The organism is Xanthomonas prunicola (assembly GCF_002846205.1).
In the GTDB taxonomy this organism is placed as follows: domain Bacteria; phylum Pseudomonadota; class Gammaproteobacteria; order Xanthomonadales; family Xanthomonadaceae; genus Xanthomonas; species Xanthomonas prunicola.
The window spans coordinates 321272-334491 of record NZ_PHKV01000003.1 but is presented as its reverse complement, the minus strand read 5'-3'; the positions used below and the strand labels follow the sequence as shown (position 1 = coordinate 334491).

Genomic DNA, 13220 nt, shown 5'->3' with positions numbered 1-13220 from the left:
ATCGTCTTCTGAACATAGCGCACGTATGGCAGCGTGTGTCAGGCGTATTCACGAATGCGGCACATTCCAATCGGTAGCGTGCGGTGCATGTTTTGCGGCGCTGCGTCGCAAGCACACGATCGAACAACGGCACGGTGCCGATGAGGAGACAACATCATGATCAAGTGGGCCATCATTTTCGCAATTATCGGCTTGATTGCCGGTGCGCTGGGCTTCGGCGGCATGGCCGGCGCTGCGATGGGTATCGCCAAGTTCCTGTTCTGGGCGGGCATCATCATTGCCATCGTGCTCTTCGTGCTGGGCATGACGATCGCCAAGAAAGTGACCTGACGCAGGGCGCGCCGCCGGGCACGCGTTTCGCTGCCTGGCTGCCTTACCCACTATCGAAAGGAGCGGCCACTGGCCGCTCTTTTTTGTTCTGCGAATCAGCCAACAAACATGTCTGCCGCAGGCGATCTCAAGCGTGGTTTGCACGTACAGGCGCAGTGCTCAGACGCCAGTCGTGTCTGCCGTCGTATGGAGAGCGATATTCAGCTGATCGATGGTCACGATCCAGTCGGCATCGTCGAGGCGCTCTTCACGCAACAGCTGGGATTGCGCAGGTGTCCAGAACGGCGCCTCTTCCAGGCGCATATCGCCCGGCAGCGGAGAGTGCTCTGCGATGAAGTTGCGAATGCTGGCTTCGTCGGCGGGCAGGCCCAGCTGGGCGAATAGTTCGGAAAACGGGTGGACGGGCTGTTCCATTGCAGTTCCTCGAGAGTGCGGATGACTGAGTGCCTGGCCGCTTGCCGCACGTGCCGGCAAGTGGCGCTGATTTGAATGCTAGATCACCCAGCTTGAGTGTACTGTGCACATGCGGCTTGGATTTGCCTGCGCGAATGACCATCTACGTGTCAGGACCAGCGAGGTGTAGTGATCATGGCGACCGGATGGGCGGGTGATGGAGCGGTACAGGACCAGATCGATGCCACAGTCGACGATGCGATCAAGCGTGCGCGCAGCCAGCTGCATCAGGGCCCAAGTTTGACGCACTGCGAAGACTGCGAGGCACCGATTCCCGAGGCGCGCCGCAAGGCAGTGCCCGGGGTGCACCTGTGCGTGAACTGCCAGGAAGCGCACGACCTGGAACAGGGGGCTCAAGGCGGCTACAACCGTCGTGGCAGCAAGGATAGTCAGCTGCGTTGAGTGGGCGATGTTTATTTCCCGACGCTGCAAGCAGTGCTGCCTCTCTCCCCATGAGCGCGGCATCGCCGCACCAAACGGACGCTGCAATGGCGCCGGCTGCATTCGCAGGTCCTACGACTTGTTTGTGTCGTCGTGATTGGCGTTCGCCGGTGGCGAACTGGCCTCTGCAAGCAACGCCTTGTCGCCTATGTCTAGTTGGCGTTGAAGTTGCTGGTCTCGCGCCAGCGGCGCGTGGTGCGCTGGAAAAACAGGCTATTGGGTACCTGCAACACGCTGCCGGCACGGTCGCCGGTCTCTTCCAGCGTGGTGTAGATCACGTTGATATCGATCACGCGTCCCTTCAAGCCCGGCTTGTCGCCGCCTTCAAGTAGCTCGATGTGATCGTGCAGCCGAAACGGGCGCGTGGTGATGATCAGGAATGTGCAGAAAATATTGGATAGCACACTCCAAGCAGCGAAGAACGCGACCGCACCGACGGCTGCGAACCCGGTAAATGCAGTCCACAGGGTGTCTGCCCTGACGCCGATGACCCGGAGCGCCATCAACAAGGCGCTGACCGAAATGACGAAGCTCCCTACACGGCGGATGCCGATCGTCATTTCGGCGGGCACGCTGTAACGCGTACACAAGCGCCGCAGTAGTTGCCGTAGCAGCAGCCGTGCCAACGCGGCAACAGCCAGAATCAGCACGATCTTGACCGTTGGTACCGCAATCGCCAGCCACTCCGGATTCCATTGGGGTAACAGGCTGCGGATCATGGCGGGCAAGGCGTCGGGCGCGGACATCACATCATGCAGGGTCGAAAGGGGCATTCATTGTAACGGGGCGTCCCTTGCGCTGTAGGTGCGCAGGGTAAATACAGACTCATCTGCGGATGCTGGCAATGCTGAAGTACGCGCGCGATCTGGGTGCATTTCCCTTGGGAAGCCGGCTTCGACCGCAGCCCAAAAAAATTCCGGTCAGGTCTAAACCTTTGCGTCGCCCGAGACATCCAAGTAGGTATGCTCGACACCCCCGTGCCCATCGTTGCCCCATCCAGCCAGAGCTCCGACGACCGTGACGACGTGACGTTGGCGCGTATGGCGGCACGGGGAGACCGCGCTGCCTATGAGGCGATTTATCGCCGTCACGCACCACGCCTGTATGCGCTGGTGTGGCGCCTGTGCGGCGGCAACGCAGCACGCGCCGATGACGTGCTCCAGGACACCTTCGTCGCTGCATGGAAGGCATTACCGCAGTTCCGTTTTCAGAGCGCGCTGGGTACCTGGCTATATCGCCTGGCGGTCAATACTGCATTGATGGAGCTACGCGCGCGCTCGGCATCCAGTGATCACATTGTTGACGATGCCGACGGCGACATGCTCGCGGAAGTTGCCGGCACCAGTGGCTGCCAATCGACACGCATGGACCTGGAGCGCGCCCTGGAAGCGCTGCCGCCGCGTGCGCGCGCCGTGCTGGTGCTGCACGACCTCGAAGGCTGGAAACATCAGGAAATTGCCGACGAACTGCGCATGGCGGTTGGCAGTTCCAAAGCACACCTGCATCGCGCACGTGGCTTGCTGCGTGCATGGCTTGGAGAAAACGCATGAATCACACCCTGCACGATCGCGACCATGAAGACGATGCCGCTCTGCTCGCGCAGTTGCAGGCACTCCCGTCGCAGCGCCAGCCACCGTCGCAGATCTGGGAGCGTATCGCGCCTGCGTTGACGGACCGCTCCACTGTGGTTGCATTGGTGCCGCTACGTCGGCGCGGCTGGATCCTGCCGGCAGCGGGGCTGGCGCTGGCCGCGGCAGTGGCGCTCGTCGCCATCGCCCCAGGGATCGATCGACAGGCGCCGTCGCCAGCCGCAGCTCAACCGGCGCTGGTGACGCAAGCACAGGCGATGGCTGAGCATTACCAGCAGGCCATCGCTGAGGTGCCGGTGCAGCAGGTACCCGCCGATCTACTGCCGGCACTCGATGAGCTGGATCGCAGCGCGCAGGCCATCCATGCCGCCATCGTGCAGAGCCCACGTTCGGCATTTTTGTTGTCGCAATTGCAACGCGCCTACGCGAAGCGATTGCAACTGACCCGTCTGGCCTGCGAAGGCGAGGCATCCTTTCCAAGCTGAGGAGCAACTCCATGCGTTATGCCCATCTTTCCCTGCTATTGCTGGCAGCCTTCTGCGCTGTGCCCGCAGCGGCGCAAACGGCGGTCAAGCAAAGTCATCCGCTGGCGCGCGGCGGACGCGTGGAGTTGGAGAACATCGCCGGCAGCATTCGCGTGCGCGGCTGGGATCGCGATGAGGTGGCGTTGACCGGCAGCCTGGGCGAAGGCCAACGGCTGCAGGTGGACGAAAGCTCCAACCGGCTGCAGTTCGAGGTGATCTACCCACGCAATAGCCGCAACAGCAAGGGCGCCGAACTGGAGTTGCGGGTGCCGCGCGGCGCGGTGCTGCAGGTGGATGCGGTGAGCGCAGCGGTGAATGTCGATCAGGTCGATCTGGCGCGCCTGCAGCTCAAATCGGTCAGTGGCGATGTGGTCGCCGCCGGGCGCGCCAAGGAGGCGCAGCTGGAAACGGTAAGTGGCGCGTTGCGCAGCACAGTGAGTAGCGGACGGATGACATTGGGCACGGTGAGCGGGCAGCTCAACGCACCGGCAGGCGCCAGCGGCGTGGTGGCAATCGAGTCCGTCTCCGGTGATATCCACATCGGTGCCGGCCAGGTATCGCAATTGCGCACGCAGAGCGTGTCCGGGACGACCGCGGTCACCGTTGCAGGACTGGCGCCGGGCGGCAGCATTGCGGCGGAGAGTGTCAGTGGCACGATTACGCTGGGGGTGCCGCGCAATTTGTCGGCAGCGCTGGATGTGGATGTCTTCAGCGGCGATATCCATTCGGTCGCCGGCAGGGTAGAACGGCCGGAATACGGCCCCGGAAAGCATCTCAAGGCGACGATGGGGGCCGGCAATGGCGATGTCAAACTGGAGTCGCATTCGGGCTCTGTGCGGATCGATTACACCAACTAAGCCCGGAAACAAACGTGCCACCTCGCGGTGGCACGTTGGTACAACAATCCAGCTTTGCGGCAACACGCAACAGCAGCTCACACCACTGCGGCGCAATGGCCAGTGAACGCGGCAGGGGTTGGGAATCCACACCTACCTGACGGCCATTTGCAGCGTGTCGTTCGCTGCTTAAGCGATCTTGTCGCCGTCGTTGCGTGCCGGGCCGAAGTTGGTGGTGAGCACTTCGATCCGGCCGCCGGTCTTGCGGAACGCGGCGATGTCGGCAGCGATACGTTCACGACTGAGCGGCTGCGACTTACCTTCGCTGCGAGCGATGCTGGGCTGGGATTTCTGCTTGGTCGCGGGGCGTGCCATGTGGCCTCCTGTAGCGGGGAAGTGCGGTGACACCGCGTGCGGCTAGGGTGGCGCGCGCGGAAGCGGTGTCGAGAGTGCGACGGCGTTCGGTGCGCAATCGCGGTGGCACAGGGTGCGTGCCGTTGCAGACAAGACGGCGGGGCGTCAAGCAGCAACCGTGAATTATAAAGAGTCTGATCCCCGGGTGTGTTAACCGCCCGACGGACGGGCGTCCTGTGCGGCCGCCCAGGCCAGGCCCTGGACCACGCCGAATGACGGATCGCCATGCACCAGGCGTGATTCCGGGAACGCGGCAGCCACGGTGTCGCGGATATAACCGGCGCGCGACATGCCGCCAGTGAGGAACACCGTCGCCGGTGCGGTGGCCATATCGGCGCGCACCTGCGCCAGCAGGCTTTCCAGTTCGCCGAGGTAGTTGGAAGCGGACGCAACCAGCGCGTCGGCTTGCACGTCCACGCCCAGACCGCGTTCGATGAAATCCAGTGACGCTCGGTGCTGGTCGAGCTCGCTGAGCGCGATCTTGCAGGCCTCTACGCCGCGGTACAGACGTGCGGTGTTGCCGGTGTCCTGCAAGGCCTGCAGGCGCTTGTCGAAGGGGGCAGGAACGTCCTGATACTTGTGTAGACGGAATTCGCGCTGGCGGGTCATGTCCTGCACCATCGCTGCCTCGACGTAATGGTGGGTCGGTACGCGGGTGATGCCGCGGCCGAACAGCGGCATGTAGGCGGCCAGGCTCAGCGCCAGATCGATATCGGTACCGCCGCGCGCAATACCCCAGGCACGGTGCACCTGCGGCGCAGCGCTGCCGCCGACGCTGGCATGCGCAACGTCGGTGGTGCCGCCACCGATATCCACCACCACGGTGTCGTGGCGGCTATCGTGACTGACGTGGTAATGCATCGCGGCCGCTGCAGGTTCTTCGAGAAAATCCACGCCGTCAAAACCGGCGGCAATCGCGGCGGTCTGCAGGATTTCCAGCGCCTGCGCGTTACCGGCCTCACCGATCGAGCTGCGAAATTGCACCGGGCGGCCCAGGGTGGCGTGACGGATATTGATGTCGAACTGGCGCGAGGCAGTCAGCCGGATGTGCTCCAGCACATGCGTGGCGATGCCGGTAATGGTCTGGCGTGCGCGCGGATGCAGGTTATAGCCGAGCATCGACTTGGGGCTTTGCACCAAGCTACCTTCGCCTTCGAGAAAATAGGCGTCCAGCGCCTCGTCGCCATAGACCGCGTTTTGTAGCAGAGCGGCGGAGCTGCGTGGCTCGCGCACCTGCTCTTCCATCCATTGCCGCCGCACGATACGGATCGCATCGCGGCGCAGGCTGTCGTTGTTGGGGGTACGGCCGGCGGCCACTGCATCGCGGCGGCCCGAGTCAATGAGCCGCTCCACTTCGTATTCCAGCGCCGGCGTGAGGCTGAAGTCGTCCGGGTCGCGCATGGTCTCCGGGAAGTACACCGTCGTGCGGAACTGCAAGGCCTCGCCGAAACGCACCGGCGCTACCTGCCCATCGACGATCGCCGCGGCGGCGGAGTTGCTGGTACCGAAGTCGATGCCGAGTTTCATGCAGACAGGCCTGGAGAGCGGGCCGCGCACTTTACTACGGCGACAGCATCGGCCGTCGAGACCGGCAACCAGGCTTGCGTGAATACCGAAGCACGGCATGGCCGCGCCGCACCCGCGCAGGCGTGCGGCGCACGCGGGGTCAGGCGGCCAGGTCGGCCACGTGCCCGTCGTTCAGTTCCTGAGTGGTGGCCTCGCGCACCGCCACCACTTCCACCGCAAAGTGCAAGGTTTGCCCGGCCAGCGGGTGATTGCCGTCCACGGTGACCTGGTCCGGGCCAACTTCGGTCACGGTGACCAAGACCGGACCTTGCTGCGTGCGCGCTTCGAACTGCACGCCTGGTACCACGTCGACATCGGTCGGAAACGCATCGCGGGGCACATGCTGGATGAGCTGCTCGTGGCGCGGGCCGTAGCCCTGTTCGGGTACCACGTCGGCAGTGAGCGTGTCGCCCAGCCGCTTGCCTTCCAGCGCCTGTTCCAGGCCGGGCACGATGTTGCCGACGCCATGCAGATAGCTCAGCGGCGTATCGGGCGTGGAGCGGTCGATGACCTGGCCGCTGTCGTTGGAAAGGGTGTAGTGAATGGTCGCAACGCGACCCTGGCTGATTTCCATTGGAAACCTCCATGACGGGTGATCGAGGGGAATGCATCGGCTCATTCACGATGCGAACAGATGCTGCACGCACACCGTAGGCAATCGCACTGGATCATGCAACCGCAGCCGGGATCGCGGTTGAGGCGAGGATCAGTTTGTTGGAGTCATTGTCACAGACGCATGCGTTATGCGGGCACGGCCGGCCGCAAAAGCAGGAGAAGTGGTCTGGCACGGCCAGCCAATCGCGGCTATAGCGATCATTCGCGGCAGCACGGCTGCTCGACCATGTTGCGCCGGACGCTTGAAGACTGACGCACGTGCACAGGACACATGGCTGCCGCAAATGCCGTTGCGTCGCTTATTCCGTGCTTGCGCCGCGCTCGATCTGCGCACGCCGTGCACGCCAGGTTTCCGGAGTTTGCGGCTTGATGAACAGGGCGGTGAGTTCGGGGTGCTGCTGCTTGGCAGCGGCTTCGATCCGCCCGACGCAGGCCTCGATTTGCGGCGTGGTGCGGCTGTCTTCGAATTCGGCGCTCAATGCGGCCACCACTTGGTTAGGCCCCATTTGCATGGTGAGTACCCCATTGGCAGCACGCACGTCCGGATCGCTGGCGGCGATGCGCAGTAGCGAGTCGGTGACATGCGCATGCGCCGGTTCGCCGATCAGCAGGCCCTTGGTTTCGCGCGCCAGCAAGAACGCGGTAAATGCCAGCACCCCCGCGATGCCGATCGAGGCGATGCCGTCGAGTTCGGGCATGTCGAATAGCTGCGCACCGGCCAGACCCAGCAGCGCCATCAGCAGACCGATCAGCGCAGCGCTGTCTTCCAGCAATACGGTGAAGGTGCTTGGGTCCTTGCTTTGACGAAACGCCTGGAAATAGCCCATGCGTCCCTTTTTGGAGCGAAATTCGCGCAATGCCACCACCCACGAGATCCCTTCGAACACGATCGACACGCCAAGCACGAGATAGGCGAGCAGATGGCTCTTGGCCGGCTCCGGGTTGCGCAAATGCACGATGCCTTCGTACAGCGACACGCCAGCGCCCATCGCGAACACCAACAGCGCGACGATGAAGCTCCAGAAGTACAGCTCGCGCCCGTAGCCGAATGGATGGGTGGGTGTGGGCGGCTGCGCGGCGCGGCGTAAGCCATACAACAGCAGCACTTCGTTGACGGTGTCCACCAGCGAATGCACGCCTTCGCTGAGCATCGCCGAGCTGCCGGAAATGCCGGCGGCAATGAACTTGGCGACGGCAATGGCCAGATTTCCGGCCAGCGCCACGTAGACCACCAGGTGCGAGCCTTTGGGCTTGCCTGTGCCTGTGCCGCTGGCGGCAGCTTTGGCGTTACCGGAGCCTGCGGTTGCTCGCGGGGAAGTGGGTGCTGGCTGATTGGACACGCGCGACCTGCGGAGCGTTCGACAAGCGCCGCACTATCGCGCCATCGCCGTGCCGGGTGCGTGATCGCGCGGCCCGGAGGCTACAATCCACGCCCGCTTCGATCAAGGAATTGCATGTCCAGCGTCCCCGCCTGTCCGCAATGCGGTCTGGAGAACACCTATCTCGACGGCGTGATGTCGATCTGCGCCGACTGTGGCTTCGAATGGAGCGCTGGCGATGCCGCCGCAAACACGACGATGGTGCGCGACAGCAACGGCAACGTGCTGCAGGCCGGCGATACGGTGACCGTGATCAAGGATCTCAAGGTCAAAGGTTCCTCGATTCCGCTCAAACAGGGCACGGTGATCCGCAATATCCGCCTTGTCGAAGACGATGCCGAGCACATCGAAGGCAACTCGGAAAAGATCAAGGGCCTGGTGTTGAAGACCTGTTTTCTGCGCAAGGCGTGATGCGCGAAGCGTGAGCTGACGTGTCTAGGCGCGCGCGTGCGTGCGCCGGTGCTGACATACGCCTGTGCGCCGTTGCAGACCCAGCCGTTTGCAGCTGTGCAAGGCGAGCAACTGCGTACCCGGCAGCAGCAAGCATGCGGTCCATCTGCCTTATCCCACGCGGCCGCACCGTGCCGGCTGGCAGGTGCGGTCGCGTGATCAGCGGCTGATCAGGCAGACTCCGGCAATGCGGGGTAGTCGGTGTAACCCTTGGCACCGCCGCCGTACATCGTTGCCTGGTCGAGTTCGGCCAGAGGTGCATGCTCGCGCAGGCGACGCACCAGATCCGGGTTGGCGATGAACGGGCGTCCGTAGGCGATCGCATCGGCATAGCCGCTGCTGATGGCGTGTTCGGACATGCCGCGGTCGTAGCCGTTGTTGGCGATCCAGGCGCCATCGAACTTGGCGCGCAGTGCGGCGTAGTCGAAGGCGATGTTGTCGCGCGGCCCGCCGGTCGCGCCTTCGATCACGTGCACGAAGGCCAGCCCACCGATCAGGTTGAGGCGCTCGACCGCACGCTCGAACAGCGGCTGCGGGTCGGAATCGTGCGCGCCATACACCGGGGTCACCGGTGACAAGCGCACGCCGGTGCGGTCGGCACCGATTTCGTCCGCAATCGCCTGCACCACTTCGGCAAGCAGGCGAGTGCGGTTTTCGATATCGCCACCGTAGGCGTCGGTGCGCTTGTTGGAGCTGTCGCGCAGGAACTGGTCGAGCAGGTAGCCGTTGGCCGCATGCACTTCCACGCCATCGAAGCCGGCATCGATCGCGTTGCGTGCCGCGATGCGGTAGTCCTCGATCAAGCCGGGGATTTCGTCCAATGCCAGTGCGCGCGGCTCGGACACGTCCTCGAATCCGTTCTTGGTGAAGGTCTTGCCTTCCGCGCGGATGGCGCTGGGCGCAACCGGCACTTCGCCCGGGGGCAGCACGCTGGTATGCGACACGCGGCCCACATGCCACAGCTGCAGCACGATCTTGCCGCCGCGGCGATGCACTTCGTCAGTGACCGCGCGCCAGCCCTGGATCTGTTCCTTGGTGTGGATGCCGGGCGTATCCAGGTAGCCCTGGCCCAGCGGACTGATCTGGGTGCCTTCGGCCACAATCAGGCCGGCGGTGGCGCGCTGCCCGTAGTACTCGGCGGCGAGTGGCGAGGGCACTTGGCCGGCGACGGCGCGGTTACGCGTCAGCGGGGCCATGATCACGCGGTTGGCAAGATCCAGCACGCCCAGGCGCACCGGGGAGAACAAGGGGGATTCAGTGGATTTGGGCATCAGCAACCAATCGAATTTTGATCACGCGCCAGGCGCGACGCCGCGACGATCGCGGTGCTCCATAGCGATGGTGGCGGACTCAAGCAGATTCGAGCGATGCAGATAGGACACAGCGTCCCCATCGCGTTGAACGCAATCCCACTGTGACATGTTGGGTGCTGGCGCTGAATCACGGCGAAGGGCGAGCTTTCCTGCTCTGCTGCATTGCACAATAATAGATCGCCTCGCCATCACTGGAGTCGGGCATGACCGATACCGATCTTTCTTCGCCACGCGTGCCCCGGCGCGACTACGTGCTGATCCTGCTTGCGCTGGCGATGGGCGGCTTTGCGATCGGTATCAGCGAATTCTCTACCATGGGCCTGATGACGCAGATTGCGCAGGGCTTGCAGATTAGCGAGCCACAGGTCGGCCACGTCATCAGTGCGTATGCGTTGGGCGTGGTGGTCGGTGCGCCATTGCTGGCGATTGTGGGTGCGCGCTGGCCGCGGCGTACCTTGTTGCTGCTGTTGATGGTGTTCTATGCCCTGGGCAACGTGGCCAGCGCATTGGCGCCGAGCTACCACACGATGCTGTTGTGCCGCTTTATCGCCGGGCTGCCGCATGGCGCGTACTTCGGTGTTGCGTCCCTGGTGGCCGCATCGATCAGCCCGCCCAATCAACGTGCCACTGCAGTGGGGCGGGTCCTGTTGGGTTTGAGCGTCGCGTTGCTGGTGGGCAACCCGCTGGCGACCTGGCTGGGGCAAATCGTGAGCTGGCGTTGGGCCTATGCCGCGGTGTCGGTGATTGCATTGGGAACGGTCGCAGCTGTGGCGATCCTGCTGCCACCGCAGCCCGACGAGCCGCGTCAGCAGCCGCTGCGCGAATTGCGGGCCTTCAATCAGCCGCAAGTGTGGCTGGCATTGGCGATCGGTGCAGTGGGTTTTTCCGGCATGTTCTGCGTCTTCAGTTACCTGGCGCCCACGTTGACTGCGGTGACCGGCGTTACTGCCGCGCGCGTCCCGTTGGCGATGGTGGCGTTCGGTGTGGGCGGGGTACTGGGAAGCATCCTGGGCGGTTGGTTGTTCGACCGCATGCAGTTCCGCGCGGTGCCGGTGTTGCTGGTGTGGTCGGTGGTGGTGATGTTGACGTTTCCGCTGGCTGCGCAATCAGACGTATGGGTGTTCGTCTCCATCGTAGCGGTCGGCACCATGGGGGCGTTGGCGCCTGCCTTGCAGACACGCTTGATGGATGTGGCGGCAGAAGCGCAGACCCTGGCCGCAGCCTCCAACCACGCAGCATTCAATACGGCCAATGCGCTGGGTCCATGGCTGGGTGGGATGGCGATTACGGCGGGTTGGGGCTGGACCTCCACCGGCTACGTTGGCGCGGCCACTGCGCTCGGTGGGTTGCTGGTCTACGCATTGGCGGTGTGGCAGGAGCGTCGCCAGCAGCGCACGGTGCTGGCGAACTGCTGAGGCGGCACACACCAATCTGGGTGGGTGCACCTGGCACTAAGTGCTCGCAAACGTGCCTCGCAGCAGTTGGACAACGATGGGCGTGTTGCATCACCACAGCCGTCTCACAGCCTGCCGGCGAGACTGCGCGCCAAATCAAGCGGACCGAACAGCGCCATGACTGAATTCACTTCACCGCCGTGGAAGCGCTCGAATCCCAAAGGCAAAGCGAAGTCGACACCGTTGACCGACGCGCAGAAAGCGGCCGCCAAACAGCGTGCCGAAGAAGCCGGGCGTCCCTATCCGAATTTGGTCGATAACATGTGGGCCAGCCGTCAGCAGAAGTGATGTTGACCCGCTGTTGGCATGGATGAATTGCGATTCATCGCCTGCACGGTGGCGTGAGGATGATGCCCACTTCGCTCACATATCGATTATGCAGACGACGCGAGGATGAAGCCGTACACAACGCGACGGCACTGCAATCAGTCCATCGATTGACTCACCTCCCGCCGCACGCGCAGTCATTGCAAAGCGCAGCGTCGGTCCATTTCAATAAGGAGCCACACATGAGCATTCAGAGCAAAACCGAGCACAGCCTCAACGACCTTATCGCCATCTCGCGCGACGGCAAGGACTTCTATGATGAAGCCGCGGCCAAGGTGGGTGATGCAGAGCTTGCGACGCTGTTCCGGCGCATTGCCGGCGTCAAGACCGACATCGTCAGCAGCCTGAGCAGTGTGGTCACCGCCGCGGGTGGTACGCCGGAACAGCACGGCACCATGGTGGGCAGCATGCAGCAGTTCTACGGCAAGGTGCGTGCAACCCTGGGCGACACCAAGTACGGTTACGTGGCCGAGTTGGAAGAGTCGGAAGATCGCTTGCTGAAGGCGTTCGACGAAACCATCGCCGATCAGGACACTCCGGCCGCTGCACGCGAAGCCGCGCTTCGCCTGCTGCCGGAGGTGCGTGCTTGCCATGATGTGATGCGTAACCGCAAGCATGCGATGAAGAGCGCTGCATAACCTGCGCGCTTGACCGAAGTGCATCGTCACCGATCCGATGCAGTTCCGGGGTAAAACGATAAAGGCGGAAACGGGCAGCGCACGCTGCCCGTTTCTTTTTGTATCGCAACAGCGCGCAAGAGCACGACCTGACGAAGCAATGGCAGTTCCACGCATCGCAACAGGGTCAACGTCGGTAGCGCGCACGACGGCATTTTCGGCAGGCAGCGGGTCTGCTAGTATCCGCCGCCCTTCTTCAGGCAGGCCCGCGTTGCGCGGTCGTGGCATCCATCCATGAAGCAACAGTTCCTGTACCTGTCATCGGCCGACGCACAGTTGTCGCTTGGGCTTGGGGAAGAAAAGACCACTGAACGCCTGTTTTTCGCTGTGATGGCCGATACGCCCACTGCCGAGCATGCGGCGCGGATTGCCGACAGCCTGCTGCAAGGCGGGTACGCGGAAGGCAAGCCGCTCGCACGCGAACGGCTGCATGTGACCCTGCATCATCTAGGCGATTACGCCGGTGGTTTGCCGCCATCGTTGGTGAGCCGCGCCAGTCAGGCCGCAGCGCGGGTGGCGATGGATGCGTTCGCAGTGGAATTCGACCGCGTGGGTACCTTCGGTGGCAGGCACTCGCAGCTTCCCTGCGTGCTGCGTGGCGAAGAGCAGGTACGCGGGCTCTACGAGCTGCAAGGCGCATTGGGAAAGCAGCTTGCGCATGTCGGCATTGCCTGCGATGCGCAGTACACGCCACACATGACGCTGCTGTACTGCAATCAGGCGGTGCCACAACGGCGCTGCGATGCGCTTGCCTGGACCGTGCGCGACTTTGCGCTGGTGCGCAGCTTCCTTGGCCAGTCGCGCTACCAGATCGAAGGCCGCTGGTCGCTGCGCTGATGTGCATCGCCGCGC

17 protein-coding genes are annotated in these 13220 nt (G+C 63.4%); 10 read left to right on the top strand and 7 right to left on the bottom strand.

The window, feature by feature from the left end:
- Positions 1–156: 156 nt before the first annotated feature.
- Positions 157–330, top strand: coding sequence for a DUF1328 domain-containing protein (locus tag XpruCFBP8353_RS11500; RefSeq protein WP_003489471.1), 174 nt, complete (start codon positions 157–159; stop codon positions 328–330).
- A gap of 159 nt (positions 331–489) precedes the next feature.
- On the opposite strand, the gene XpruCFBP8353_RS11495 is transcribed toward XpruCFBP8353_RS11500, so the two are convergent.
- Positions 490–744: a DUF2789 domain-containing protein gene (locus XpruCFBP8353_RS11495; RefSeq protein WP_101363364.1), complete on the bottom strand. Its 255-nt coding sequence runs from the start codon at positions 742–744 to the stop codon at positions 490–492.
- A 174-nt stretch (positions 745–918) separates the two neighbouring features.
- On the opposite strand from XpruCFBP8353_RS11495, the gene XpruCFBP8353_RS11490 reads away from it, so the two are divergent.
- Positions 919–1185: a DksA/TraR family C4-type zinc finger protein gene (locus tag XpruCFBP8353_RS11490; protein ID WP_101363363.1), complete on the top strand. Its 267-nt coding sequence runs from the start codon at positions 919–921 to the stop codon at positions 1183–1185.
- A gap of 191 nt (positions 1186–1376) precedes the next feature.
- On the opposite strand, the gene XpruCFBP8353_RS11485 is transcribed toward XpruCFBP8353_RS11490, so the two are convergent.
- On the bottom strand, positions 1377–1970 hold the full coding sequence (locus XpruCFBP8353_RS11485) for a mechanosensitive ion channel domain-containing protein (protein ID WP_101363362.1): 594 nt from the start codon (positions 1968–1970) through the stop codon (positions 1377–1379).
- 216 nt (positions 1971–2186) lie between these two features.
- Between XpruCFBP8353_RS11485 and XpruCFBP8353_RS11480 the strand changes: the two genes are divergently transcribed.
- Genes XpruCFBP8353_RS11480 through XpruCFBP8353_RS11470 form a run of 3 tightly spaced genes read left to right on the top strand, consistent with a single transcriptional unit; the run spans position 2187 to position 4194 of the window.
- A complete protein-coding gene (locus XpruCFBP8353_RS11480; RefSeq protein ID WP_101363361.1) occupies positions 2187–2774 on the top strand; it encodes an RNA polymerase sigma factor in 588 nt (195 codons plus the stop codon).
- On the top strand, positions 2771–3298 hold the full coding sequence (locus XpruCFBP8353_RS11475; protein ID WP_101363360.1) for a hypothetical protein: 528 nt from the start codon (positions 2771–2773) through the stop codon (positions 3296–3298). Before XpruCFBP8353_RS11480 ends, XpruCFBP8353_RS11475 begins: the two co-directional genes overlap by 4 nt.
- 11 nt (positions 3299–3309) lie before the next feature.
- Positions 3310–4194 carry a DUF4097 family beta strand repeat-containing protein gene (locus tag XpruCFBP8353_RS11470; RefSeq protein ID WP_101363359.1) on the top strand — a complete coding sequence of 295 codons (885 nt, stop codon included), beginning with the start codon at positions 3310–3312 and terminating at the stop codon, positions 4192–4194.
- Between the two features lie 168 nt (positions 4195–4362).
- Here XpruCFBP8353_RS11470 and XpruCFBP8353_RS11465 read toward each other — a convergent pair whose 3' ends face one another.
- From XpruCFBP8353_RS11465 to XpruCFBP8353_RS11450, 4 genes are all read right to left on the bottom strand, one after another.
- A complete protein-coding gene (locus XpruCFBP8353_RS11465; protein WP_010366034.1) occupies positions 4363–4548 on the bottom strand; it encodes a hypothetical protein in 186 nt (61 codons plus the stop codon).
- 189 nt (positions 4549–4737) lie between these two features.
- Positions 4738–6114, bottom strand: coding sequence for an Hsp70 family protein (locus XpruCFBP8353_RS11460; protein ID WP_101363358.1), 1377 nt, complete (start codon positions 6112–6114; stop codon positions 4738–4740).
- Positions 6115–6253: 139 nt separating this feature from the next.
- Entirely contained in the window at positions 6254–6727 is a 474-nt protein-coding gene (locus tag XpruCFBP8353_RS11455) for an FKBP-type peptidyl-prolyl cis-trans isomerase (protein ID WP_101363357.1), read from the bottom strand.
- A gap of 340 nt (positions 6728–7067) precedes the next feature.
- A complete protein-coding gene (locus tag XpruCFBP8353_RS11450; RefSeq protein ID WP_101363356.1) occupies positions 7068–8108 on the bottom strand; it encodes a cation diffusion facilitator family transporter in 1041 nt (346 codons plus the stop codon).
- A 114-nt stretch (positions 8109–8222) separates the two neighbouring features.
- Between XpruCFBP8353_RS11450 and XpruCFBP8353_RS11445 the strand changes: the two genes are divergently transcribed.
- Positions 8223–8558 (top strand): zinc ribbon domain-containing protein YjdM, encoded by a 336-nt coding sequence (locus XpruCFBP8353_RS11445; protein WP_101363355.1) that lies wholly within the window; start codon positions 8223–8225, stop codon positions 8556–8558.
- 209 nt (positions 8559–8767) lie between these two features.
- Here the strand turns inward: XpruCFBP8353_RS11445 and XpruCFBP8353_RS11440 are convergent, their stop codons facing one another.
- On the bottom strand, positions 8768–9868 hold the full coding sequence (locus XpruCFBP8353_RS11440) for an alkene reductase (RefSeq protein WP_101363354.1): 1101 nt from the start codon (positions 9866–9868) through the stop codon (positions 8768–8770).
- Positions 9869–10113: 245 nt separating this feature from the next.
- Between XpruCFBP8353_RS11440 and XpruCFBP8353_RS11435 the strand changes: the two genes are divergently transcribed.
- The 4 genes from XpruCFBP8353_RS11435 to thpR all read left to right on the top strand — a co-directional run bounded on the left by XpruCFBP8353_RS11435 (position 10114) and on the right by thpR (position 13205).
- Positions 10114–11325, top strand: a complete 1212-nt coding sequence (locus XpruCFBP8353_RS11435) for an MFS transporter (RefSeq protein WP_101363353.1) — start codon at positions 10114–10116, stop codon at positions 11323–11325.
- A gap of 156 nt (positions 11326–11481) precedes the next feature.
- On the top strand, positions 11482–11652 hold the full coding sequence (locus XpruCFBP8353_RS23945) for a hypothetical protein (protein ID WP_101363352.1): 171 nt from the start codon (positions 11482–11484) through the stop codon (positions 11650–11652).
- A gap of 221 nt (positions 11653–11873) precedes the next feature.
- On the top strand, positions 11874–12329 hold the full coding sequence (locus XpruCFBP8353_RS11420) for a PA2169 family four-helix-bundle protein (protein WP_010380460.1): 456 nt from the start codon (positions 11874–11876) through the stop codon (positions 12327–12329).
- 273 nt (positions 12330–12602) lie between these two features.
- Positions 12603–13205 carry an RNA 2',3'-cyclic phosphodiesterase gene (thpR, locus tag XpruCFBP8353_RS11415; protein ID WP_101363351.1) on the top strand — a complete coding sequence of 201 codons (603 nt, stop codon included), beginning with the start codon at positions 12603–12605 and terminating at the stop codon, positions 13203–13205.
- Positions 13206–13220 lie beyond the last annotated feature (15 nt).